Below are 24,929 nucleotides of genomic sequence, written 5' to 3'. Positions count from 1 at the left end.
AGTAGAGAGAATGAGAAAATGCAAAGAGACCCCCTGAACAACATCCATATCCAGTCCGAACAAGTGATGATCACGCCTGCCCAGCTCAAGGAGAAGTTACCCATCTCCGACAAGGCGCTGGCATTCGTGCAAGGGGCCCGCAATACCATAGCCGACATCATCCACCGTCGGGATCACCGCCTGCTGGTGATCTGTGGACCCTGCTCCATTCACGACATGGACGCCGCCAAAGAGTACGCAACCAGACTCAAAGCGCTGCATGATGCCTACCAGGACTCTCTCTACATTGTCATGCGGGTCTACTTTGAGAAGCCACGCACCACTGTCGGCTGGAAGGGCTTTATCAACGACCCGAATCTCGACGGCACCTTCGACGTTGAGTTGGGGCTGCACCGCGCCCGCGAGCTGCTCTGCTGGCTGGCGGAGCTGGAATTGCCGCTCGCGACCGAGGCGCTCGATCCCATCAGCCCCCAATACCTGGCGGAGCTCTTCTCCTGGTCGGCTATAGGCGCCCGTACCACAGAATCCCAGACTCACAGGGAGATGGCCTCCGGCCTCTCCATGCCGGTCGGCTTCAAGAACGGTACCGACGGCAACCTGGGGACCGCCATCAACGCGCTGCAGGCGGCCTCCAGCCCCCACGCCTTCATGGGGATCAACCAGCAGGGTCAGGTCGCGCTGCTGCAGACCCAGGGCAACCCGGATGGCCATGTGATCCTGCGCGGTGGCAAGCACCCGAACTACGATTCGGTCAATGTGTCGCTGGCGGAAGAGGCGCTGGAAAAGGCGGGTCTGCTGCCCGGTCTGGTGGTGGATTGCAGCCACGGCAACTCCAGCAAGGATCACCGCCTGCAACCCAAGGTGGCCGACAACGTCATCCACCAGATACAGGAGGGCAACCGCTCCGTCATAGGGGTGATGCTCGAATCCAACCTGTTCGAGGGCAACCAGTCCAGCGAGCAGCCCAAGGAGCAGATGCGCTATGGCGTCTCCATCACCGATGCCTGCATCGACTGGGAGACCACGGCAACCCTGCTGGCCCGCTGCCACAGCCAGCTGGCGGCGCCGCTCAAGAGCAGAACCGCGCTGTAAGTAGTGGTATCTTGTCGTAACTGATTGAACCATAGAGGTATCACTGCCCACGCAGTGATACCTTGTTGCCTCTTGAATCACAGGGCGCCGCCGCCAGCGGCGCCGGCAGGGACTGGATATGGCTGAAGAGTTGAATGCCCTCAGGGACAAGATAGATGTGGTGGACAGGCAGCTTATTGATCTGCTGGCCGCCCGTCTGGCCCTGGTGGGGGAAGTGGGTGAAGTGAAGAGCCGCCACGGCCTGCCCATCTATGCGCCGGACAGGGAGGCGAGCATGCTGGCTCGCCGCCGCGCCGAGGCCGAACTGCTGGGGGTGCCCGGCGATCTCATCGAAGATGTGTTGCGCAGGGTGATGCGTGAATCCTACATCCTCGAGTCGGCCAGCGAAAAAGAGAACCACTTCAAGTGCATGAAGCCGGATCTTGGCAAGGTGGTCATCATCGGCGGCCAGGGTCAGCTTGGCCGCTTGTTCGGCCAGATGTTCGGCCTCTCCGGCTACCGGGTCGAGACCCTGGAGCAGGGCGACTGGCCGCGCTCTGACGAGATCCTCGCCGATGCGGGTCTGGTGATGGTGGCGGTGCCCATCGACATCACCTGCCAGATCATCGACCGGCTCGGCAAGCTGCCAGCAGATTGCCTGCTGGTGGACGTCACCAGTGTGAAGGCGGCGCCGCTCGAGCATATGCTGGCAGTGCACAAAGGCCCGGTATTGGGGCTGCACCCCATGTTCGGGCCGGATGTGGCGAGCCTGGCCAAGCAGGTGATCGTCTGCTGCCAGGGCCGTGACCCTGCCGCCAGCCAGTGGCTGCTGGATCAGATGACCATCTGGGGCGCGCGGCTGCAGCAGGTGGAGGCCAAGGCCCACGACGAGGCCATGACCCTCATCCAGGCGCTGCGCCACTTCGCCACCTTCGCCTACGGCTGGCACCTCTCCCGGGAGCAGGCCAACATCGACCGTCTGCTGGCCCTGAGTTCCCCCATCTACCGGCTGGAGCTAGCCATGGTGGGGCGGCTGTTTGCCCAGGATCCCCACCTCTATGCCGACATCATATTGTCGTCACCGCAGAACCTGGCGATGATCCGCCGTTACTACCAGAACTTCGGCGAGGCGCTGGGGCTGCTGGAGCGGGGGGACAGAGCCGGCTTCATCGAGGCCTTCTCGCAAGTGTCCGGCTTCTTCGGCGAACATGCCGACGAGTTCCTGCGCGAGAGCCGCACCCTGCTGGCCCAGGCCAACGACCGTCGTCACCATGGCTGACGGCACGCATCCATAGCAAAGGGGCCGCTTGGCCCCTTTTTTCATGTTGGTCAGGCTGAAGCCCGGCTACTCGGCGGATGGTAGCCGCAGATCGGCGCTATCCCAACCCAGCGGCAGGGTGAGCAGCTGATCGATCAGCTCCCGGCGATCGGATTTCTCCAGATAGGCGAGGTAGAGCGGGCGGCTCAGCGCCTGCCCCCCTTCCACCAGGTGCAGTTGTCCCTGCTCCAGGAAGGGGCTCACCATACGCCGTGGCAGATAGGCGGCGCCCCCATTGGCCAGCACGAACTGCAGCGCCATGCTGGCTGAGCTCGAATGCAGCACAGGGGTCTTCTGCAGGCTCTGCAACCGGCTCGAGGGCGGCTCGAAACTGGTGCCCCAGTCGAGGTGAATATGGGGCATCTGCATCAGGCTGTCCGCATTGGCGGCAGGCTCCCGGCTCACCAGCTCGAACACCAGCTCGCCTATGGGGTGCAGGGCTATCTCGTCTATCTTGGTCGGCTCGGAGAGCAGGGCCAAGTCGAGAGATCGCTCCAGCAACTGGCGGCACAGGTGCTCGCGGGAGGCTGTTTCGAGCCGCACCGCCAGGCCGGGGGCCAGCGCATAGACATGGTTGAGCCAGTCGTTGAAGTCGAGCTCCCAGAACACAGCGGGCGCGCCTATGGCGAGCTGCTGGCTGAAACCGGGGGAGAGGGCCACGTCCTGCTTGGCGCGGCCCAGGGTGTGCAAGATGGCGTCTGCATAGGGCAGCAGACGCTCACCCGAGGCGGTCAGACGGATGTTGTTGCGATGGCGGGCAAACAGGCTGACCCCGAGTTGTTGCTCGAGCTGGCGGATCCGAAAGCTCACCGCCGACTGGGTCAGGTAGAGATTCTCGGCGGCCCGGCCAAAGTGCCGGGTCTTGCTGACCTCGATGAAGGTCCGAAGCAGCTCGGTATCCATTAATCGAGGGACTCGTCGCTGCCACCACCGCCGCCACCTTCAAAGCTGCCGCCCGTGTCCTCATTGGCGCCACCCGCGACTGTGCACAGACGGTGCACCCGCTTGGGACCAATCACCTTCAGGTACTTGAACCATACCTTGGCGTGGGGGTTGCTGCCGGCTGCGCCAGACTTGACCTGCTCGATGAAGGCAGTTTCTACGTCATCGCGTGGGGCCAGGTTGCCCTGATAGAGCGCCAGCATCACAGTGCCATATTTTTCCAGACTGTCCGCTTCGGCCACGGTGAATTCGCCACTGCGACGCAGGCCACGGGGAAAATGTTTGAAGTCGTTGAAACGCTTGTCTGATTCGAAGCTCATAGTGCTCTTGTTCTGGTTAGTTTGACCTTTGCGGGCAAGTATCATCAGGCCGTCGCAGAGTGCAAAATCAATTTTCTTACTATGTTAATAAATATCTTTTATCGAACAGCCTTTGTCTCATCCCGAGGGTGAATTTTGCGGTCAGCTGCACAAAAAGCCTGAAAAATAGTGGAGTTATGTCAGGTTTTGTACAGCTGCGCCCGCTCTCTGCGGGGTGAAAACAATAAAATAAAGGCGCCATACGGCGCCTTTATTTGTGCATGAATTGGCTGAACCTGAGCGTTGGACACTCATTCAATCATGGCTGGCTGGGCCAGGTTGTCGGCACGCCACAGACGGTAGCGCACTTCATACTCCTGCGGCACATAGATGACGAACGGCAGCTTGGAGTTGTAGTTCACGAAGAAGCCCTGACCATAGATCTGGACGAAGCTCTCTTTCTTCTGGCCATCCGGGCAGGCCATCAGGGTGCTGACGGGACCCGAGACCTGGCCCAGGGTCAGGTAGTTGTAGCCCCAGCCCTTGACGCTGTGCTGTTCCAGGTTGCCGGCGAAGCGGGGCAGGTTGCAGTCCACCAGCATCTTCTTGCCCACTTGCAGCTCGACCATCATGTCGGCTTCGTTTTCGACTTCCGGCAGGCGGATCACGACACGTTCCTGGTTCACTTCGGCGGCAGGGAACATGCTGATATCAAATTTTTTCGGTTCGGCGGCGAAGGCATGGCCGCCCAGTAACAAGGCGCCCAGCAGGCTAAAACGCAATACGGTTTTCATCTGTACCTCATGGGATTGGTTCAACGCCGCTAGACTAACCGCTCTGCCCGTTTCACGCCAGCGCTCCGGCGCGCAAAACCTGCCTGAACCGGCACAGGGTGACGTAATTTGATGCTTTTTTGACGCCTTCCACCACAAAAAGGCCATTCGGGAGTAAACCGGGCAGGGGAGTCCCCGCCCGGACGGCTCACCTTACCAGCAGCACCTGCTTCGCCCAGGAACCGGGGGCTCGCATGCCGACGGCGCCACTGGTGATGTCCAGATAGGCGACCCCCTTGCTGGCGGGTACCGGGGTGGAGGACCAGAGGTAGACATAGCCGTCGTTCACCTCCTTGCCGTCACCGGCCATGGCGCGGGGGAAGAGGGTTTCGTTGAGGGCGGGTTTGTAGCAGGCGGACTCCAGTATGCTGGTGAGCTCCTTGATGGTGGGCAGGCGCCAATCGGTATGGCCGCCGAAACCGTGGAGGGCATGGCTCGGCTCGGTGCGGATCCGCTCTGCGGTCAGCAGGGCCTGCTGCCAGTAGAGCCGGGTCGGCTCGCCGCTGCAGCTCCCATTTTGCCAGCGTTGACCGAGCTGGCAGCGCATCCAGGTGAGGCCGGAAGCCCGGTCGGTGACTGTGCCGTTGCCGCGATCCAGGAAGCGGGAGCTTGGGCTGGTGCGCGGCATGGTGTCGTCGCAGATGGCGATGGCCAGTGCCAGCGGGCTGCACAGGGTGAGCAGCAGGGTCAGAAGATACTTGTTCATCGGGTTACCTCGGCCACAAGGCGCAGTTGTATGGCATTGATTTCATTTTCGTTCTGGACGCCATAGGGGTAATCGGTGCCCGCATCCTCCCCCAGGAACTGAGGGCTGATGACGGCGATGGGGACGCTCTCGAGGCGCCGGGATGGGGTCAGGGTCTGGGTCCAGTAGCTGCCATCGAAGTCGCCGCTCGAGGGACCGACGTCGGGGAAGTAGCGCACATCCAGGCTGACCAGCTGGCCATCCTGGCGGGCGAGGGAGCCGTAGTGTTGCAGACTGCCGAGCTCCAGGGCCGTGGGCAGACGCCAGTGCCCTATGCCGCACAGCCGCTGCGCATTGAGCCATTGGCGATACTGCTCGGTGGAGCAGATGGCCTCCCCCTGGGGGCAGGCATAATCCAGCTCCGCCTGACTGGGGTGATAGTTGCCAAACTCCCAGGCGAAGACCCTGTGCAGATCCCGCGGACTGTCGGCATCATCGAGCTTCTTCTCCCAGATGAGGCCGGTGTTGAGATCCTCCACGCACTCCCACTCGTCGGCATTGTCCGCCAGGGGCTGCCCCTTGCCGTCCAGCTTGCGATAGCGCAGGGGCGCCTGGTCCAGACTCGCCTCCTGGCCCGGGTGATCCGCAGGCTCCTGGGTCAGCAGGTAATCCACCCCGTCCGTGTAGGTGGTGACGCCGCCGGCGGTCACCAGGGCCCGGGGTTGTTGCTGCTGCAGCACGGCGGCGAGCCTTGCCTGCTGGCTCAGGAGCTCGGGGCTGGCGGCAAAGTGCTGGGCGAGCTCGGGCAGCAGGGTGACCAGCCCCTGCCAGATCTGGCGCTGGCGATCGCTGGCGGCGAGAGCGGGCAAGCTGGCGGCGTCATCGCGTGCCGCCAGGGCGAGCGCTTCCAGTGCCCTGTTGAACTCTTCCAGTAGCGCCAGGGCCGCGAGTCCCTGACCCGGTTGCAGGGGCGCCAGGGCGAGCAGCAGCTCGGCCAGGGCCTGGGCCGGCGGGATCCCGTCCGCGACCCGGGTCTGCAACAGTGTGCTCAAGGGGGTGGGGGTGAGGCGCTGATCGTCCAGGCGCGCCGCCGGGTGGGTCAGGGTCAGGGCGCCCGGATCCCGGGGGATGAACAGCAAGGGGCTGGTGAGCAGGCCGGGGGCGCTGGCGCTCAGCTGACGGGCGCCAGCCTCGCCACTGACCACGGGCTCGCCGGGCTCGCAACTGTCGTTCTGGTTCAGGTTGACGCACAGGGTGCCCGCCGCAGGCAGTTGGACCGTCAGGCGATAGTCGGGGGGCGTCAGGGGCGCATCGTCGGACTCGCCACCACCACAGGCGCTGAGCAGGGGGGCCAGCAGGCAGGCCAGCGAGGTCATTCTCATCTTCATTTCTTGTCCTTGGAGGGGCCTCGGCCCCTCTTTTTTGCTTTTATGGGGATGGATCAGGTGCGACGGCAGAGGCGGCGCCAGAGGGCCAGCGGCAGCAGCCAGAGCAGGTTGAGGGCTCCGCCCCCGCTGCTGTCCGCGGTGTTGAAGTGGATGATGCCGTCATCCGGCGGGGCTACGGGCTCACCACACTGGGCGCCGATGCGCTGGCTGATGCTCCAGCCGTTGATGCGCCCCTGATTGCCCGGCTTGCTGTCCACCACTTCCAGGGTCCAGCGACCGGCCAGCGGCTCTCCCTCCAGGGGAGTGAAGGGTTGCAGGGGCAGTAGTTCGGTGGGGAAGACCCCTTTGAGCCGTGGCAACGGGCTGTACCCCCTGTCCCAGATCTGGATGCGGGTGCCTGAGGGGGAGTTGAGCCAGATCTCCAGCTCATCGAGGGCCTGGTGCTGCAAGTCCAGGTTCAGTTGCAGGCGATCGCTCACCCGGGCGTCGATCTTCTCCAGCACCAGGCTGGTTTCGCTGATGCCGCGCACTTCCTCGCTCTGGGCATCCTTGAGGGCCAGTGGCTGGCCGTTGGCCCGGCTGATGACGGGGGTGCCTATGGGCAGGGTCAGCGACTGCTGCCACTGACGCTCGGTCGGACTGGTGCCGCTCATGGCGAGGCTTATCGGCAGGCTCACCTCGTCGCCACAGGCCAGCGGGCTGGTGGCCAGCAGCCGCAGGGTGGCGATGGTGCTGGCACCGGCCGCCAGTGTGGTCGCTGACCAGGCCTGGGGATCGGCCTGCAAGCCGGCGGGCAGGGACAGGGTCAGGGCGTTGAGGGTCACCGGGCTGCTGCCGGGGTTGCTCAGGTTCAGCTGCACCGACTGGCGCTGATCCAGCACAAGGGCGCTGCCCTCGGCCAGGGCTATGTTGACGGGCGCCTGCAACAGGCCGTGCTGGCGGAAGGCCTGCTCCAGCAGCCGGGCATAGGCGCGCGCCGGGTAGAGCCGGGCCGCCGTGTCCACTGTGATGCGGGCCAGCTGCGGCATGCGGATGGCCGGGCCCAGCCCGAAGTGGGATTCGATGATGACGCGATCGAACTCGTCCCTCGCCCCTTCCCCGTGCTCGGCCACCGATGCCAGCAGGGCCTGGAACAGCGGTGTGCCCCACAGCTGATCCCCGTTGCTGCCGTTGATGGTGCGGTGAGCCGGGTAGTTGTAGTCCGGGTGGTAGCGGGCCCGAGCATCGTCCAGCTGGCGCGGGGCGCGGTCGGTGAAACGGGCATCCCAGTTGAACACAATGGCGGGCTCGAACTGGCGGCCCGCCTCGCTGCGCTGGCGATGGCTGGCGGCCAGGAAGTCGCCGAAGCCCTCGCCGATGGCGCCCCAGTCACCCTCTTCCCCGAGATCCGGCACTATGTGGTGCTGCACGCCGTGGCCGAACTCGTGCCAGATGACCATGGGATCCTCGGCATCGGGGACGCCGCTGCGACCCAGCTCCAGCCTGCGCTCGAACGGATCGTAGAGGGAGTTGTCCTGATAGCCTGCATCCGTGTCGATGTCGAGGGCGCCGGGGATGAGGTCGGTGAAGCCGAGCGCCTTGAGGTGGCGCTGGGCGAGATCCAGGTGGTAGTAGGCGTTGATGTCGGCAAAGCCCGGATCGTCCCGGGTCAGGCGAAAGGCCTGCTGGCTGTCTGCCCCGTAGGGGGTCGTGGTGGGCTCGATGGCATCCACCACTCGAGCGTGGGGGCCGCTCAGCACATAGTCATTGCCCAGCAGGGTGACCGGCAGTGCCACCTTGTCCTGATAGGCGGCATCTGCCAGCACCAGGGCCTCATGCCAGACCAGGCTGGCGTCTTGCAACTGGGTGCGGGGATCGGGATCGAACACCCGCGCCAGGACCCGCAGATCCCCCGCATCCGGGGTACGCAGCGCCTGGGTGCTCGCCTGATCCCCCCAGCGGCCGAGCTCGCGATCGCCGTCGCAACTGGCAAACAGCTGGACTCGGCTGGCCTTGGCATTGCCCGCCTTGTGCTCGCTCACCCGCTGGCGCAGGGCCGGCACCAGGGTGTCGCCGTCGCGCCAGTACCAGGCTTCGACCTGTCCCAGCGGTGCTATCTGGCTGCCGTCGGCGCGCAGCTGGTCAAGCAGGGGCTCCAGGCTGGTGCTGGCATCGCAGCCGGGTTCTGCGCTCTGCAGGGGGCGCAGATTGTGATAGAGGCGCCAGGGTCTGCCGGCGCTGTCTATGCTGACGGCGGCCTGGGTGGTGGCCACCGGCAGGCCGTTGACCAGCATGCGGAAGCTATGGTGGTGGCCGAGCAGGCTGGCCCTGTCGTAGTCGGGGGCGAGGGTCACGCCGAGACGCTGCTCCAGCCAGGCCTGGGGCGTGGTGGTCAGGGGTTCTTCATCGACAAACTGCAGCTCGGCCGCCAGCAGGGGCTGGGAGAGCAGGGTTGCCGCCAGCCAGAGGGCCAGGGAGGAGGGTTTCATGGGTGACTCCAAAACAGAAAAGGTGAATGCGGACATCAGTGACGGACCCCCGCAAGGGAGAGCAGGAAGGCATACTCCCGGGCCGCGCGCAGCTCGGCCGTGCGGGGATTGGCCAGGTGGCCCCCCTCGAGTTCGGTGTGCAGCAGATAGGGTCCGGCCCCTGTGCTGTGGGCCCGCAGGCGGGCCAGCCACTTGAGGGGCTCCCAGTAGGGCACCTGGCTGTCGTGCAGCCCGGCCGTCACATAGAGGGGCGGGTAGGGGGCCGCGTTCAGGTTGTCGTAGGGGCTCAGGCGGCGCATGGCCGCATAGTCGGCCGGGATGGCCGGATTGCCCCACTCCCCGTACTCCTGGCGGGTGAGGGGCAGCTCGGGATCCTGCATGGTGCCGAGCAGATCGACGAAGGGCACCTGCAGCACGGCCCCGGCGAAGCGGGTCGGCGCCTGATTGAGGGCCGCCGCTACCAGCAGGCCGCCAGCACTGCCGCCCATGGCGAACAGCCGGGCGGGATCGATGGCGGGATCCCGGGCCAGGCTCTCTGCCACCGCCAGGAAATCGTCCACGCTGTGTTGCTTCTGCTGGCCGCGACCCTCCTTGTACCAGGCCTCTCCCAGCAGGCCGCCGCCGCGCACATGGGCGATGGCGTAGACGAAGCCGCGATCCAGCAGGCTCAGCACCTGGGGCTGGTAGTAGGGGCGCATGGGGGTGCCGTAGGCACCATAGCCATAGAGCAGCAGCGCCTTGGGCGCCTGAATGTCCTTGCGCCACACCAGGGAGACAGGCACCCGGACGCCGTCCCGGCCCACCACCCAGCGCCGCTCGCTCAGGTAGGGAGAGGAGGAGGCAGGCTGCTCCTGGCTCCAGGTGCCGGAGGCCAGATCCAGCCAGCGCTGGTGCGGCGCCTCGGCCATGCCCTGGCGGCGGATCAGGATCTGCTGGCTGGCGGGATCATGGGCACCCTGGATCCAGGCCGTGCCGGCCCCTTCGGTGAGCGCCAGGCTGTGGGTCAGCTTGCCGCCTGCATCCAGCACATCGAGCCAGTCGTCCCCGGCCTTGCGGTATTGCAGCACAGTGTGGTGGGCAAACAGGCGCCACTTCTCGAGCTCCCGGCCCTCGCCTGACCAGAGGGGTTGCCAGGGCCCGTTCGCTACCTGAGCCAGGCTGGGCGCCTGATAAAGACCCATGGCTCCGGCCCGGTTGCTCTTGACAAGCACCCTGTCCCCCTGGATATCCAGGTAGTACTCGAGCCCGCGCTCACGGGGCTTGAGCAGGGTGGGGCCGCCCTCATCCAGCAGGTATTGCTCCGAGCTGTCGTGGTTGTTGCTCTGCAAGATGAGGTGACGCTTGTCCGTGGTGCGATAGAGGCTGAGCAGCCAGGCGGGATCGGCCTCCTGGTGCACCAGCGCCTCCTTGCCTGCCTGCCAGGCCCACAGCTGCCAGGGGCGCAGGGTGTGGCGCTCGTTGGCGACCGTATAGAGGGTCTTGCCATCCAGGCTCCAGAGCAGATCGCTGGCGCGGTGTGGCAAAGAGGCGAGCGTCTCGCCGCTCGCCAGATCCAGCAAAGTGATGCGGTAGTCCCTATCCCCTCGGTGGTCTTCTGCCAGGGCAAGCAGGCGGCAATCCGGGTGCAGGGCCCAGGCGGCAATCTCGTAATAACCCTGGTCGGGTTGACGGGGGGCCAGCCGCTGGCGGGGGGCGGAGCCTGCGTCGCTGCGCTGCCACAGGCTGCCGTCCGCCGCCATGCGCCACTGGCTGCCGGCCTCGGTCAGCCACTCTTCTGGCAGGGGCTCGCCCCGCTCCCGGGCCTGCCACTCGGCTTGCAGTGTCTTCGCAAGCGGCTGCTGGCCGGCGAGCTGCTGTTCGGTCCAGCGGTTCTGCTCGCGCAGCAGCGCCAGCAGCTCGGGGGCGCGGCGACTGTCGTCACGCCAGCCGCCATAGGGATCGAGGCGGGCTATCTCCCCCTTCATCAGCAGTGGGCGCTCGGGGATAAGGGGCGCGGCCTCCTGGGTTGCCTCAGGAAGCGGGGCGGCAGGGGCCGGGGTGGCCAGCAGGCTGGCCAGTACAAGCAGGCTGTGCATCAGATCCCCACGAAGGTGTAGCGCAGGCTGGCACTGAAGGTGCGGCCGCTCTGGGTGAAGAGTCCGGCGTCGGTACCGGCTTCCAGCCCGGCCACATCCTGATAGCGGGTGTAGCGGGTGTCGAACAGGTTATCGAGCTTGAAGTTGACCTTGAGGGCATCGGTGATCAGCCAGTCCGCCGTCATGGCGAGGCTGAACCAGCCCGCGCTGGTGAGGCAGGCATCCTGGCGCTTGGTCAGGCTGTTGCCGCAGCTGGGCACCCTGTCCATGGCGGCGGCGTAGTCCGCCTGCACCCCTAGGCTCCAGTCATGGGTCTGGTAGCTCAGGCGGGTGTTGCCCTCGAGCGGGGTCAGGGTGCGCAGCGCCTCGCCCTGGCTGTCTTCCCCGTCGACCCAGCCGAGCTTGGTGGCCAGCTCCCACTCCTGGGTCAGCCAGTAGCTGGCGGCGATTTCCGCCCCCCAGGTCTCGGCCTTGGCCACGTTGCGGTACTGGCGCAGTATGACGCCGTCACTCAGGCGCAGCCCCACCTCGCGCCAGTCGATGAAGTTGTAGTAGCGGTTGTAGAAGAGGGCCGGCTTGATGCTCCAGTTTTCCCCCTCGCCACTCAAACCCCACTCGAAACTGTGACTGGTCTCCTCCTTCAGATCCGTGTTGGCGATGATCTGGAACGGCGGCAGGGCGAAGTAGTGGGGGATGTTGCCGTACACCTTGTCGTAGGAGGGAGCCCTAAAACCGTTGGCATAGCTGAGCCAGCTGCGCCACTGCTCGTTGACGCTGTAGCTGGTGGCCAGGCTCGGGGAGAGATGCCAGCTGTGGTTTTCGCCCTGATTGCCATCTTGCGGGCGCAGCCACTGGTGATCCATGCGCAAGGTGGGGGTGAATTGCCACCGGCCCAGGGTGGCCACGTCGCCGAGCCAGACCCCTGCCCGGTCGGTGCGGGCACTGCTGAAGGGCTCGGACTGGCTGGGCTGGGGCACGCCCGCCTCTAGGCTCAGCTTCTCCACCGGCCGCTCGTGTCGGGTACGCTCCAGCTCGACGCCGTAGCTCAGCTTGTGGGCAAGGTCGCCGGTGACGAGATCCCGGCGCACGTCCAGCTCGCTGCCGACGCGGTCTTCGGTGAAGGTCGAGAGCTCCCGCTCGCTGCGGTAGCGGGGATAGCCGCTCAGCAGGTCGTTTTGCAGCAGGCTGCGTTTGTTGGCGCTGTTCTTGGAGTGGTTGCCATAGAGGCTCCAGGTGAACTGATCCGCCAGCAGGCTGCCGAGATCGCTCGCCTCCCAGCCAAGTTTGCCCCCCTGGGTGCGCTGGCTGCCCTGCTCGTGGTATTGGCGCACCTGCCACTTGCCGTCGGGCTGGGGCACTTCGCGTGGTCCCTGATCCCGCTGCGCATTGTCCTCGAAGTAGTCGAGCTCGAGGCGCAGCAGGTGGTGATCGCTTAACGGGAAGCGGGAGCTGGTGGAGGCGCTGAGGCCGTCCAGATCAGCCGGGATGCGGCTCTCGTCATAGTTGGCGGTCTCGTGCCCCTGCCAGCCGGAGACCCGCAGCAGGTGCTCGCTATCCAGCACCCGGGCGGCGCCGGTGGCGCTCAGCTTCTGCTTGTCGCTGCTGCCATCCTGCAGCACCTTGCCGCCGAGATAGGCATCCTGCCCCTGCAGGTAGTCCTCCGGCTGCTTGGTGGAGATGACTATGGTGCCGCCGATGGCGTCGGAGCCATGCAGGGAGGAGCCGGCCCCCTTGGCGACCTCGATCTGCTTGACGTCATCGAGATCGAAGCTGAAGCGGCCCACCTTGTCGTTGAGGTCATCGGCGCCGAAGCCGTCGCTGACCCGCACTCCATCCTTGATGATGAGCACCCGGTTGCCGCCCATGCCGCGGATGATGATGTTTTGCGGCCGACCGGCTGAGCCGGTCACCGAGACCCCGGGTTCGTTCTTGAACACATCGGTGAGCTCGGTGGCGACCTGGCGATCCAGCTCTTCTTCCGTGATGACTGTGATGGAGCCAGAGACATCGGACAGCTTCTGCTCGATGCGCTGCCCCTTGACCACTATGGTCTCGTGGGTCCTGGGTTCGGGATCTGTCCCGGCGGGATCGCTGGCGGCCAGGGCTGTACCGGACAGCAGCATGGGCCAGTAGTGAAGCAGTGTTTTCATTGTTGATAATGATTTTTATTTAAGCCTGAAGGGCGCGGATTATTGCAGATGAATCCCTCCGCATCAACGATTGATAATCATTATCATCTTTGTTTTATGATCTTGATCGGACTGAGGTTTTTTGAGAGAAGAGTCAGTAGTTGCAGGGCATACGTTTGCGAATGGCACTGGCCGGGGGAGGGGATGAGGTGCGTCCCGCCTGGATCTCGAGACAATAAAAAGCCCGCCGAGAAGGCGGGCTGATTGGATCCATAAGAGCACCTAGGGGGTGCGATAGAAGCGGTTGAGCTCGTTCATCACCTGGATCATGGCGCCCATGTCCGGGGTGCCGTGCTTGATGGGGCGATAGGTGTTGCGATCCAGCAGCTCGAAGTCACCCTGTTTGTTGAACTGGGTGATGGTGTTGTCCTGATAGATGGCAAAGTCATTCTGATCGCCGGCCAGCAGCCAGGTGCGCGGGCTGGTGTCAAACAGGCTGCGCCCCGTGCTGTAGTCGCGAGGGGGGTTGCGTACTCCCAGCATGCCCTTCATCAGGGTCGGCACCAGATCCAGATGGCTGCTTGCCTGCTCCTGTGGCTGGCTCTCGACCCCGGGCCAGGCGAGCACCAAAGGAACCTGCACCTGATAGGGGGAGTAGTTGCTGCCATAGCCCCAGCTGTTGCTCTGGGTTTCGTTGAACTCCTGGCCGTGATTGGAGGTGATGACGACTATGGTCTGCTCGCTCAGTCCCTGCTGCTGCAGCTGGGAGAGCATCTGCTCCAGCAATTGATCGGTGTAGAACACCGAGTTCTTGTAGCGATTCTCCAGCTTTTGCAGGTTCTCGGGTCTATAGGCGGTGGCTGGGTTGAACCGGGTCAGCTCGGGCTGGAAGGGGCCCTTGAGGCTGGCGGGCACCTGATAATCGCCCGGGCTCGAGAGATAGACCAGAGAGAACCAGGGTCTGTCCGCGGTGCGGGTGCCAAGCCACTGCTGCCAGTCGCCGATGAGGCGAGTGTCATCACTCTGGCGGGAGACAAACACCTGCTTGCGCAGGCCGGCGAGCAGGCTCTGCTGATATTGCTTGGCGTCTTCCAGCGCACCGAACAGGCCGAACTGGTAGTCCTGGCGCAGCATCTCGTCAAACAGTACCGGCGGGCGCTTGTCGGCACGGATGTCGCCATAGTAGTGGCCGGGCAGCCCGTAGAAGAGGCCGAACATCCCCATGGCGTCATCGTTGCCGCCACTCATGTGGCGTCTGTAGTTGAGGTGCTGATCCGCATAGCGCTGCAGATTGGGCATGTTGATGTTGTTGAGCATGTCGGCCCGCAGGGAGTCGACCACTACCACCAGCAGGTTCTTGTGCTCGCTCGGCGCACTCACGCTGAGGGGGCGCAGGGGATAGAGCAGACGATGCTCGGCGCTGCCCTGGTTCTCGGCCTTCTTCTCATACTGCTCGAGATCGAGCCAGCCATGCTTGGCCAGGAAGCTTCGGGCTGTCATGGGGTAGGAGAGCGGGAAGTTGGCGCGCTGCATGGTGATGGGCTGATACAGGGTCGCATCGGCCCAGCTGTTGACCAGGTGAGTCAGCATGAAGCAGACCAGCAGGGCCAGCCCTACCTGATTGCCGTACTGGCGGCGTTTACGCTTGTTGATCTTGCGCCACACATAGGCCGACAGCAGCAATTGCAGCAGGAAGATGGTGGGCACGGCGACGAAGATGATGCTCCAGATAGAGCCCTCTTCGGTCTGGGCCTGATCCAGCAGCAGTTGCCACACCTGACCATTCAAGTGGAACTTGAACAGCTGGAAGACCTGGGTGTCGATGAGCAGCAGCACCTGCGCCAGGGTGGCGATGATGGCCGAAATGAAGCGCAGGGGCTTCTCCCTGGGCAGCACGAAGCTTAAGGGGAAGACGGTCAGCAGATAGGTGACGAAGCTCAGGAACGAGAAATGACCTATCCAGCTGATGATGAGATAGGTAACCCCGAGCGTGGTCGATGGCCAGCTGATGGAACCCAGATAGCGGGTCGCGATCAGCATGGCCAAGATGATGTTGAAGAAGGAGAACCAATGCCCCCAGGTGATCAGGCGAGAGACGTTATCACGATAGGGGTTGCCGGTTTCGACCATAATGATCCATCTGCTTGAAAAACATCAAAGAATGCGAAGAAACTCAGTGAGCATCGTGGCGATGATCCACCGAGGCGGTGAGCGCCTGGATGTACTTCTCGGTGATCGCCTGACGCTGGGCCGGGGCCATACCGTTGATGATGTTGGTGGTCAGGTTGCCAAGCACCATGAGACTGAGATCCACCGGCGCCTTGTGTTTCTCCAGGGCGGTGATCAGGTCGTTCATCAGGGCGTCAAACTGCTCGTTATTGTACTTTGATACGATGGGCATAATCTTGGGTTCATCTCGGTTCAAAGCGCCTTATAATACTTCACCCTTTCGGCTAACACTATGGCTTTGTGACATGAGTCTCGATATCGACAAGATCATTCTTCACTCCCTGCGCGCCGGCAATGACGGTCAGCCGCACGCCGATACCCGCAGTCAGACTCTGCCTGCCGACGAGGCGGTGCAAGGGCTGATGGCAGAACTGCATCGCATCTACAACGGCAAGGGTGGCAAGGGCTTCGGTTTCTTTGCCGACCCGGAAGCCGCCGTCGCCGAGCTGGCAGAAGGTGAAGAGGCTCCCAAGCAGCCGTCTCCGGCCTTTCGCATCGCCCTCGAACAGCTGCTTGGCGAGCAGACCGAATTCGTCCCCTTCTCTATCACCCTGACCCAGATGCTGGTCAAGCAGCTGGTGGAGCACGCCTTGGACGAGCAGGGCGTGCTGCTGATTACCAAATACAACTATGTCGGGGTCGATTATCTGATGATTGCCCTGCTGGAAGGCAAGGAGAGCGTCACCGTCAGCGAGGCACTGGACCTGCGTCACATCCATTATCTGGATATCGGCAAACTCAACCTGGTGGCCCGCATCGATCTGACCGAATGGAAAACCCAGCCTGATTCTCGCCGTTATATCACCTTCAGCAAGGGGCGGGTCGGTCGCAAGCTGGGGGACTTTTTCATGGACTTGCTGGGTGCCCGCGAGGGCATGGATGCCAAGGTACAAAATAAAGGCTTGCTGCAGGCGGTAGACGATTACTGCGACAGCCGCCAGCTCGAACCCGCCGAGCGCAATGATTACAAGAAGCAGGTCTTCAAATATTGCACCGAGCAGGCGAGTGCCGGTGAAGAGATCGAAATCAAGGAGCTCTCGGCGGAATTGCCTGGCGATGGCGATCTCGATTTTTACAGCTTCATCGGCCAGGAATATGAGCTGGAAGATCGCTTCCCGGCCGATCGCTCCACCCTGCGCGGCCTGACCAAGTTTGTCGGCTCGGGTGGCGGCCTGACCCTCAGCTTCGAGCAGAAATTGCTGAACAGCCGGGTCTTCTACGATCCCCAGACCGACACCCTGACCATACGTGGCGTGCCGCCCAACCTCAAGGATCAGCTGCTGCGTCAGTCATAATGTGATCCAGTCACCATTTCTGGCAAAAAGGCACCGGAGTTCGCTCCGGTGCCTTTTTATTTAAGGGGGAGATGAACCTGGAATCCGGCTTGGTACTTTTGTTAACACATTAAACAAAATAATGGAGTTGAAAGGGTTTTCAATGGGGTGAAACCCCTTTCAATGGTGTAAATTTATTTCTTTTTGGTAATTAATTTTCCATGTAAGGCCAAAAATATGGCGATAAATCCCGATAAGTCGCTGAAATAAGAAAATGTTTTCATAACTTTCTGGAAGAAAATACGTAATTGCATTTCAAAAATGCGAGGCGTGTCATGTGAGGCGTTGCAGGCTTGGGATAATATTCATCTCGCACACAATGCTCTTACAGCGCGGAACTAATACAAGGAAAGGCTCATGAAAAAGAAATTGCTGTCATCCCTGATCGGTCTGGCTACCCTGGGTGTGGCTTGCTCAGCCACTGCTGCGATTGACGAAGGCCAGCTGACCATCTGGATCAACGGTGACAAGGGCTACAACGGCCTGGCCGAAGTAGGCAAGAAGTTTGAAGCCGAGACCGGCATCAAGGTGACCGTTGCGCACCCGGACCAGGTAGAAGTGAAGTTCCAGCAAGCTGCCGCCACCGGCAACGGCCCGGACATCTTCTTCTGGGCTCACGACCGTTATGGTGAGTGGGTCAAGGCCGGTCTGCTGGTGCCAGTGACGCCGAACGCCGCCACCAAGGCCAAGTTCGAGCAGTTCGCCTGGGACGCCATGGCAGTCGATGGCAAGACCTATGGCTACCCGGTCGCGGTCGAAGCCGTCAGCCTGATTTACAACAAGGATCTGTTGCCCAACCCGCCCAAGACCTTCGAAGAGATCGCCAAGATCGACGAAGAGCTGAAGAAGAGTGGCAAGCGCGCCATCATGTGGGCCTATGACACCCCCTACTTCAGCTACCCCCTGGTGGCTGCCAACGGTGGTTACGCCTTCAAGAAAACCGCTACCGGTTATGACGTGAAAGACACCGGCGTGAACAACGCAGGCGCCAAGGCCGGTGTGGGCTACATCTCCGAGATGATCAAATCCGGTCACCTGGAAAAAGGCATCGACTACGGTGTGATGGATGCCAAGTTCAACAAGGGCGAAGTGGCCATGATGATCAATGGCCCCTGGGCCTGGAGCAACCTGGACAAGAGCGGCATCAAGTACGGCGTAGCGCCGCTGCCGACCCTGAACGGCAAGCCGGCCAAAGCCTTCGTTGGCGTATTGGGTGCCACCATCAACGCCGCCAGCCCGAACAAGGATCTGGCCATCGAGTTCCTGGAAAACTACCTGCTGACCGACGCCGGTCTGGCACCGGTGAACGCCGACAAGCCGCTGGGCGCCGTGGCACTGAAGTCCTTCCAGAAGACTCTGGAATCCGATGCCAACATCAAGGCCACCATGCAGAACGCCCAGAATGGCGAGCCGATGCCGTCCGTGCCTGAGATGAGCCGTTTCTGGTCTTCCTTCGAAACTGCCCTCAAGAACGTCACCTCTGGCCGTCAGAGCGTTGACGAAGCCCTGGATACCGCTGCCAAGCGCATCGTCCAGTAAGCTAGCACCAGGGAGGCCTTCGGGCCTCCCACTCTCTCCAATCTCTCTTGGCGCAATAAAGGTTAATTGGCATGGAAGTTGTACCTTCTATCGAATCCTATGCCGGTCCGAAGAAAGACAAGTACGTCTGGCTGAAGTGGACCATGGCGGCACTGATTGCAGTGCTTAATGGTTATGCGGCCGTGATGATGTATGCCAGCGGCGAGTGGGTGTTTGCCCTGCTCGATCTGGTGGTCGTTTCTGTCGGTCTCTATGTCTTCATGAACAAGAAGACCTATGCCCACCGCTATATCTTCCCCGGTGTGGCAGGCATGGTTGTTTTTATCATCTTCCCTCTTGCCTACACGATCGGCATCGCCTTCACCAACTACTCGGGTGCCAACCTGCTCTCTCTCGAGCAGGCACGGGATTTCCATCTGAAAAAAATCTATAAGGTGACCGGCGGTGAATTCGATTTCACCCTCCTGGGTGGTGAGAACAATCAGTTTCAGCTGCTGCTGCAACAGGACGACCAATCCTTTATCAGTCAACCCCTTACCCTGCTGAACAACAAGGCGCGTACCCTGGCCGTCCGTGAAGGACGGGTCCGTGACGAGCCACAGGTTGTTCAGCTGCAACCCCTGAACGGGGAAGCGCTCGACCAGGCGGCACCCATACGTGCCATCGTCGATCACCGCACTCACCTGAGCGCCCTGGATCTGGTACTGCCGGATGGCAACATCCACCTGACCCTGAGCAGCCTGCGCAAGTTTGCGGCGCAAAAGCCGCTCTATACCCAGCTGGTTGACGGGGCCGTGCTCAAGTCCGGTGTCGTTATCAAGGACGGCAACCTGCTACGGGACAACCAGAACGGCGAGCTGATGCTGCCGAACCCGGACACCGGCTTCTATCAGTACATAGATGCTGACGGTCACTTCGTCGGCAAGGGCATGGCCCCTGGCTTCGTGGTGAGCGTGGGCTGGAAGAACTTCGTCCGCATCATGACAGACCCGGGTATCCAGGGTCCCTTCATGCAGATCTTCGTCTGGACGGTGATCTTCTCCGCCTGCTCCGTGGCCTTCACCCTGGCCATCGGCATGGTGATGGCGTGCCTGGTGCAGTGGGAGCAGCTCAGGGGGCGCGGTTTCTACCGGGTCATGCTGATCCTGCCCTATGCGATACCGGCGTTCATCTCCATCCTGGTGTTCAAGGGCTTGTTCAACCAGAACTTCGGCGAGATCAACCTGTTCCTGGAAGCGGCGTTCGGCATCAAGCCGGACTGGTACACCACCCCCTTCCTGGCCAAGGTGATGATCCTCATCGTCAACACCTGGCTCGGCTACCCCTACATGATGATCCTCTGCATGGGCCTGCTCAAGGCCATCCCGGAAGATCTCTATGAGGCGTCTGCCATGGACGGTGCGGGTCCGGTACAGAACTTCTTCAAGATCACAGTGCCGCTGCTGATGAAGCCGCTGACTCCGCTGTTGATTGCATCCTTTGCCTTCAACTTCAACAACTTCGTGCTTATCCAGTTGTTGACCAACGGGGCGCCGGACATCATAGGGGCCAGTACCCCGGCCGGGACCACGGATCTGCTGGTGAACTACACCTACCGGATCGCGTTCCAGGGCTCGGGTGGTCAGGACTACGGTCTGGCCAGTGCCATCGCCACCGCCATCTTCCTGATCGTCGGCGCGCTTGCACTGCTCAACCTGAAATTGTCCAAAGCGGACAAGCTGTAAGGAGGCTTCTCAATGGCTATCGTACAACCCAAATCAGTGAAATACCGGGTGTGGGCAACCCACCTGGTCATGTGGGGCTTCCTGGCGCTGATCATCTTCCCGGTGATCATGGTTATCGCCATCTCGTTCCGTAACGGCAACTTCTCGGTGGGGGAGATAATCCCCTCCAACCCGACCCTGGATCACTGGAAGCTGGCGCTTGGCATGTCCATCACCAACGCCGATGGCAGCATAACGCCACCGCCGTTCCCTGTGCTGACCTGGCTGTGGAACTCCATCAAGATCGCGGGCATCACGGCCCTGATGATAGTGGTGCTCTCCACCACCTGTGCCTATGCGTTTGCCCGCCTGCGGTTCCGTGGCAAGCAGACCATATTGCAGGGGATGCTGATCTTCCAGATGTTCCCGGCGGTGCTGGCGCTGGTGGCCATCTATGCGCTGTTCAACAAGATTGGCGACTACATCCCCTGGCTGGGTCTGAACACCCACGGCGGTCTGATCCTGGCCTACATGGGCGGCATAGCGCTGCACGTCTGGACCATCAAGGGCTACTTCGAGACCATAGACTCCTCCCTCGAGGAAGCTGCGGCCATCGATGGCGCGACCCCCTGGCAGGCATTCAGGTTGATCCTGCTGCCCCTGTCGGTGCCCATACTGGCGGTGGTCTTCATTCTGGCCTTCATCGGTTCCATCACCGAGGTGCCCGTGGCCTCCATCCTGCTGCAGGATGTGAACAACCTGACCCTGGCGGTCGGTGCCCAGCAATACCTCTATCCGCAGAACTATCTGTGGGGTGACTTCGCCGCCGCCGCCGTGCTGTCCGGCCTGCCCATCACAGTGGTGTTCCTCATGGCGCAGCGCTGGTTGGTCGGTGGCCTCACCGCGGGCGGTGTGAAAGGTTAAGGTTTTAATGGCCGGGGGAGTGCTCCCCCGACTATCACGATTTGCACAGATTTCAGAGCGGAGCTCGTCATGGCTGAAGTAGTACTCAACAACGTTCGCAAAAACTACGATCCGGCTGTCCACAAGGACACGCTGCGCAACATCAACCTGGCCATCAAGGAAGGGGAGTTCATCGTCTTCGTCGGCCCGTCCGGTTGTGGCAAGTCCACCCTGCTGCGGATGATCGCAGGGCTGGAGGACATCACCAGCGGTGAGCTGACCATAGGCGGTCGTTACATGAACGACGTGCCGCCGGTTGAGCGCAACGTGGGCATGGTGTTCCAGTCCTACGCCCTCTACCCGCACATGAACATCTACGAGAACATGGCCTTCGGCCTCAAGCTCAAGAAGATGGACAAGGAGAACATCCACAAGCGGGTGATGCGTGCCGCCGAGATCCTGGGTCTCGAACCCCTGCTGGACAGAAAGCCCAAGGCCCTCTCCGGCGGTCAGCGCCAGCGGGTGGCCATAGGTCGCTCCATAGTGCAGCAACCCCAGGTGTTCCTGTTTGACGAACCCTTGTCCAACCTGGATGCCGCCCTGCGGGTCAAGATGCGCATCGAGATCGCCAAGCTGCACAAGGAGCTCAACTCCACCATCATCTACGTGACCCACGATCAGGTGGAGGCCATGACCCTGGCCAACCGCATCGTGGTGCTGAGCCCGCTCAAGGGCGAGGCGACCACCAACCTGGAGCAGTTCGGCACGCCGCTCGAGCTCTACCACAACCCGGACAACAAGTTCGTGGCGGGCTTCATCGGCTCACCCAAGATGAACTTCCTGGCGGGGGAGCTGCTGGAGATAGGCGAGCAGGAGTGCGTGGTCAAGCTGACTTCCGGCGACACAGTGCGTGCCCGGGTCGATGCCCGCAGCGGCTCTGTCGGTGACAAGGTGGAACTGGGCATTCGTCCCGAGCACCTGGTGCCGCTGGATCACGCCCACGCCGACAGCAAGGTGAGCGGCATAGTCCAGGTGGCAGAGCACCTGGGGGCCGAGTCCTTCGTCTATATGGATGTGGATGGTCACGACTTTACCGTCAAGGCCAGCTCAGACGTGGACGTGGCCACGGGTCAGGAGTACAGCGTCGGCATTCCGGCCGAGGCCTGCTACCTGTTCGATGTCAAGGAGCAGGCGTTCCCCCGTACCGCCAGATATATCCGCACCTGATGGTGTTGCAGTGCAGGTTTCCATAGTATTCAATGCCTTTTTGCCGGTCGAATGACCGGCTTTTTATTGCCTGCCGCGTGGGAAACCGGGCGGGGTGACGGGGTGAAGGCTTATAGCTCGGCGGTGATGTCGGGCACGAAGGTCTGGCTGGCCAGGGGCGGGCGCTCATAGCCCTCGGTCTTGATGGGGGGCAGCTTGATGGGCTCGTAGTGGATAGCCTCGTAGGGCACCTTGCCGAGCAGGTGGGCGATGCAGTTGAGGCGGGCGCGGCGCTTGTCGTCGGCATCGACCACGAACCAGGGGCTATCCTCGGTATCCGTGTAGGTGAACATGTCATCCTTGGCGCGCGAATACTCCACCCAGCGGGAACGGGACTGCAAGTCCATGGGGCTGAATTTCCAGCGCTTGATGGGGGTGTTGATGCGCTCCTTGAAGCGCTTCTCCTGCTCTTCATCACTGACCGAGAACCAGTACTTGATGAGGGTGATGCCGGAGCGAGTCAGCATCCGTTCGAACTCGGGGCAGGCACGCAGAAACTCGCGGTATTCGGCGTCGGTGCAAAAGCCCATCACCCGCTCCACCCCGGCCCTGTTGTACCAGGAGCGATCGAACAGCACCATCTCCCCCGCCGAGGGCAGGTGGGCGGCATAGCGCTGGAAGTACCACTGGGTGCGCTCCCTGTCCGAGGGGGCGGGCAGGGCGGTGACCCGGCAGACCCGGGGGTTGAGGGGCTCGGTGATCGCCTTGATGACCCCCCCCTTGCCGGCGGCATCGCGCCCCTCGAACAGCACCACCACTTTGAGCCCCTCCTGCTTGACCCACTCCTGCAGCTTGACCAGCTCCTCCTGCAGCTGGGTGAGGTGGTGCTCATAGGTTTTCTTGTCCAGGCGCGGGCGTTTCTTGCTCTTTTCCTTCGGCATGATCTTCTCCTGTTTGAGTCCTTTCTGTGCGTCACCCCAGCTTGCACCAGGGAGGCGCCACTGCCAAGGCCGGCGTGTTACACTGCCGCCTCATCAGCCGCTGGCAATAGCAAAAACATCAAGCCCTTTATGGCGATTTGCACTGCCGTCTCATCATCGGCAGCTGGCAACAGGAGATAACATGAAGCATTTTATGGAGATAGCGGGCCGCCGCATGGCCTATCTGGACGAGGGGCAGGGCCCTGTACTGCTCTTTGGCCACAGCTACCTGTGGGACAGTGCCATGTGGGCACCGCAAGTCGAGGCGCTCAAGAGTAGCTATCGCTGCATAGTGCCCGAGCTCTGGGGCCACGGGGATTCCGACTCTTTGCCGGAAGGCCCCTGCTCCCTTGAAACCCTGGCCCGGCATCACCTGGCCCTGCTCGATGCCCTCGACATAGAGGAGTGCGTGCTGGTGGGGCTCTCCATTGGCGGCATGTGGGGCGTGGAACTCGCCAGGATGGCCCCGGCGCGGCTCAAGGGAGTGGTGCTGATGGACACCTTCGTTGGCTGGGAGCCCCAGATCCCCTGCGAGCGCTACCTCGGCATGCTGGCCATGATAGAGCAGCTTGGCAGTCTGCCGGCCCCCGTCATCGATCAGGTGGCGCCGCTCTTCTTTGCCCATGAGCCGGATCCCGCCCTGATGAGCGGCTTCAAGGCACGCCTCGCCAGCTGGCCAGCGGATCAGGTGGCTAGCCTGGTGGCGGTGGGGCGCAGCTTCGTGACCCGGGAGGATCGCATCGAGTGGCTCGAAGAGATGGACGTGCCGAGCCTGGTGATGACAGGCTGCGAGGACAAGGCGCGCCCTGTGCTGGAGGGCTATCTGATGGCCGAGGCACTGGCCTGCCCCTTCAAGGAGATCCCGGCCGCGGGCCACATCTCGACCCTGGAGAACCCCGAGTTCGTCAACCGGACCCTGGCCGAGTTTCTGGCCACCCTGTGATGGCCCCTTGCCGTGCTAACCACATCAAACAAGAAGGGAGCCATGGGCTCCCTTCTTGTTGGTTGGCAGCGGGGCTACCAGATGTAACCCACGGCGAAGCCGGCGTAGAGCTCCCCCTTGTGCTGGACTATGGGGCTGTCCGCGATGTCGTCGTCGTAGAGCTCGTAGTTGGCGGCAAACATGCCGATCCAGTGGGGGCTGAAACGGTAGCTGGTGATGATGGCCGCCATGGGTGAGAGGGTGGTGCCCGTGTCCCACTCTGGGCGCAGCCCCGTGGCCTCGCCCCCCGAGACGCCGCCAAAGTAGTAGTTCGCCATCTTGTCGCTGCGGATCATCATCCCCATGCCGGGCATGATGAGCAGCCTGTCCCGCAATATGGGGAAGTCGGCCCACAGCAGCAGCTCCTGGCCGTTGCTGCGCCCGGTCACGTCCGTGCTGAGGCGGGTGCTGAGCAGGGCATAGGGGGTGATGAGGCTGGCGCCTATGCCCCCTTCCAGCTCCCACTTGCGCTCCTCCATGCCGGCCAGCTCGGGGGCATCGTCGGGATCCAGGTTGCCAAAGCGCATCCTGCCGTAGCCGTAGGCGGCGAAACTGTCATCCTTGTGAAAGTAGTAGCGGGCCCTGTCCCCGAGGAACATGAACTGCTCGCCGAAGTAGATGAAACCCGGTATTGCGAGGGCTGTGTCATCCTGGCCCTGATAGCGGGCATCGCCACCGATGACGGCGCCACCCAGCACCAGTCCCTTGGGCACCGGGCTGGTGGGGCTGTCCTGCACGAAGATATCGAGGGAGCCGAGATCGACCTCGGCCCGGGCCGGGGTCGCGAACAGCAGGGTCAGGAGTGCGCCAAGCGCGGCGCTGTGCAGGGTACGAGCAGGGGACAT

20 protein-coding genes are annotated in these 24,929 nt (G+C 62.5%); 8 read left to right on the top strand and 12 right to left on the bottom strand.

All coding sequences use genetic code 11. From position 1 onward, the window contains the following. Positions 1-18 precede the first annotated feature (18 nt). Both ACFWHB_RS14020 and tyrA read left to right on the top strand, forming a co-directional pair. The gene (locus tag ACFWHB_RS14020) at positions 19-1,092 is read left to right on the top strand and encodes a 3-deoxy-7-phosphoheptulonate synthase (RefSeq protein ID WP_111912616.1); all 1,074 of its coding nucleotides are present in this window, start codon (positions 19-21) and stop codon (positions 1,090-1,092) included. Between the two features lie 118 nt (positions 1,093-1,210). Continuing rightward, a complete protein-coding gene (gene tyrA / locus ACFWHB_RS14015) occupies positions 1,211-2,350 on the top strand; it encodes a bifunctional chorismate mutase/prephenate dehydrogenase (protein ID WP_395948688.1) in 1,140 nt (379 codons plus the stop codon). 66 nt (positions 2,351-2,416) lie between these two features. Here the strand turns inward: tyrA and hdfR are convergent, their stop codons facing one another. From hdfR to ACFWHB_RS13965, 10 genes are all read right to left on the bottom strand, one after another. Beyond that, positions 2,417-3,292: an HTH-type transcriptional regulator HdfR gene (gene hdfR / locus ACFWHB_RS14010; RefSeq protein ID WP_395948687.1), complete on the bottom strand. Its 876-nt coding sequence runs from the start codon at positions 3,290-3,292 to the stop codon at positions 2,417-2,419. Then, positions 3,292-3,651, bottom strand: a complete 360-nt coding sequence (maoP, locus tag ACFWHB_RS14005; protein WP_162520133.1) for a DUF413 domain-containing protein — start codon at positions 3,649-3,651, stop codon at positions 3,292-3,294. Before maoP ends, hdfR begins: the two co-directional genes overlap by 1 nt. A 290-nt stretch (positions 3,652-3,941) precedes the next feature. Beyond that, positions 3,942-4,424, bottom strand: coding sequence for a serine protease inhibitor ecotin (gene eco, locus ACFWHB_RS14000; protein ID WP_005328180.1), 483 nt, complete (start codon positions 4,422-4,424; stop codon positions 3,942-3,944). 187 nt (positions 4,425-4,611) lie between these two features. Further along, positions 4,612-5,169 carry a DUF1566 domain-containing protein gene (locus tag ACFWHB_RS13995; protein WP_171275821.1) on the bottom strand — a complete coding sequence of 186 codons (558 nt, stop codon included), beginning with the start codon at positions 5,167-5,169 and terminating at the stop codon, positions 4,612-4,614. Then, positions 5,166-6,536: a DUF1566 domain-containing protein gene (locus ACFWHB_RS13990; protein WP_395948686.1), complete on the bottom strand. Its 1,371-nt coding sequence runs from the start codon at positions 6,534-6,536 to the stop codon at positions 5,166-5,168. The genes ACFWHB_RS13995 and ACFWHB_RS13990 overlap by 4 nt, the downstream gene beginning before the upstream one ends. Positions 6,537-6,589: 53 nt before the next feature. Next, positions 6,590-9,004 carry a proprotein convertase P-domain-containing protein gene (locus ACFWHB_RS13985; protein ID WP_395948685.1) on the bottom strand — a complete coding sequence of 805 codons (2,415 nt, stop codon included), beginning with the start codon at positions 9,002-9,004 and terminating at the stop codon, positions 6,590-6,592. A gap of 35 nt (positions 9,005-9,039) precedes the next feature. Beyond that, complete coding sequence (locus ACFWHB_RS13980) at positions 9,040-11,079, bottom strand: prolyl oligopeptidase family serine peptidase (protein WP_395948684.1); 2,040 nt, start codon at positions 11,077-11,079, stop codon at positions 9,040-9,042. Further along, the gene (locus ACFWHB_RS13975; RefSeq protein WP_395948683.1) at positions 11,079-13,229 is read right to left on the bottom strand and encodes a TonB-dependent hemoglobin/transferrin/lactoferrin family receptor; all 2,151 of its coding nucleotides are present in this window, start codon (positions 13,227-13,229) and stop codon (positions 11,079-11,081) included. Before ACFWHB_RS13975 ends, ACFWHB_RS13980 begins: the two co-directional genes overlap by 1 nt. Before the next feature lie 261 nt (positions 13,230-13,490). After that, positions 13,491-15,338 (bottom strand): DUF3413 domain-containing protein, encoded by a 1,848-nt coding sequence (locus ACFWHB_RS13970; protein WP_163157047.1) that lies wholly within the window; start codon positions 15,336-15,338, stop codon positions 13,491-13,493. A gap of 43 nt (positions 15,339-15,381) precedes the next feature. Continuing rightward, the gene (locus ACFWHB_RS13965) at positions 15,382-15,609 is read right to left on the bottom strand and encodes a DUF1414 domain-containing protein (protein ID WP_011705556.1); all 228 of its coding nucleotides are present in this window, start codon (positions 15,607-15,609) and stop codon (positions 15,382-15,384) included. Between the two features lie 73 nt (positions 15,610-15,682). Between ACFWHB_RS13965 and yejK the strand changes: the two genes are divergently transcribed. The 5 genes from yejK (at position 15,683) to ACFWHB_RS13940 (ending at position 22,143) form a co-directional block, all read left to right on the top strand. Next, positions 15,683-16,732: a nucleoid-associated protein YejK gene (yejK, locus tag ACFWHB_RS13960; RefSeq protein ID WP_289975426.1), complete on the top strand. Its 1,050-nt coding sequence runs from the start codon at positions 15,683-15,685 to the stop codon at positions 16,730-16,732. Positions 16,733-17,128: 396 nt separating this feature from the next. Next, on the top strand, positions 17,129-18,310 hold the full coding sequence (gene malE / locus ACFWHB_RS13955; RefSeq protein WP_106887277.1) for a maltose/maltodextrin ABC transporter substrate-binding protein MalE: 1,182 nt from the start codon (positions 17,129-17,131) through the stop codon (positions 18,308-18,310). A 71-nt stretch (positions 18,311-18,381) separates the two neighbouring features. Beyond that, positions 18,382-20,034: a maltose ABC transporter permease MalF gene (gene malF, locus ACFWHB_RS13950; RefSeq protein ID WP_234571140.1), complete on the top strand. Its 1,653-nt coding sequence runs from the start codon at positions 18,382-18,384 to the stop codon at positions 20,032-20,034. A 12-nt stretch (positions 20,035-20,046) separates the two neighbouring features. Next, positions 20,047-20,937 (top strand): maltose ABC transporter permease MalG, encoded by an 891-nt coding sequence (gene malG / locus ACFWHB_RS13945; protein WP_025326477.1) that lies wholly within the window; start codon positions 20,047-20,049, stop codon positions 20,935-20,937. Positions 20,938-21,006: 69 nt separating this feature from the next. Continuing rightward, on the top strand, positions 21,007-22,143 hold the full coding sequence (locus tag ACFWHB_RS13940; protein ID WP_163134887.1) for an ABC transporter ATP-binding protein: 1,137 nt from the start codon (positions 21,007-21,009) through the stop codon (positions 22,141-22,143). Between the two features lie 110 nt (positions 22,144-22,253). Here ACFWHB_RS13940 and ppk2 read toward each other — a convergent pair whose 3' ends face one another. After that, on the bottom strand, positions 22,254-23,063 hold the full coding sequence (gene ppk2 / locus ACFWHB_RS13935) for a polyphosphate kinase 2 (protein WP_163148501.1): 810 nt from the start codon (positions 23,061-23,063) through the stop codon (positions 22,254-22,256). A gap of 181 nt (positions 23,064-23,244) precedes the next feature. Between ppk2 and ACFWHB_RS13930 the strand changes: the two genes are divergently transcribed. After that, positions 23,245-24,045, top strand: a complete 801-nt coding sequence (locus ACFWHB_RS13930) for an alpha/beta fold hydrolase (RefSeq protein ID WP_139750750.1) — start codon at positions 23,245-23,247, stop codon at positions 24,043-24,045. A gap of 74 nt (positions 24,046-24,119) precedes the next feature. Here the strand turns inward: ACFWHB_RS13930 and ACFWHB_RS13925 are convergent, their stop codons facing one another. Beyond that, the gene (locus tag ACFWHB_RS13925; protein WP_395948682.1) at positions 24,120-24,929 is read right to left on the bottom strand and encodes a MipA/OmpV family protein; all 810 of its coding nucleotides are present in this window, start codon (positions 24,927-24,929) and stop codon (positions 24,120-24,122) included.

This window comes from Aeromonas mytilicola subsp. aquatica (assembly GCF_044336385.1).
GTDB classification, from domain to species: domain Bacteria; phylum Pseudomonadota; class Gammaproteobacteria; order Enterobacterales; family Aeromonadaceae; genus Aeromonas; species Aeromonas rivipollensis.
The sequence above is the reverse complement of the archived record's forward strand: the minus strand, read 5'-3'. Positions and strand labels throughout refer to the sequence as shown.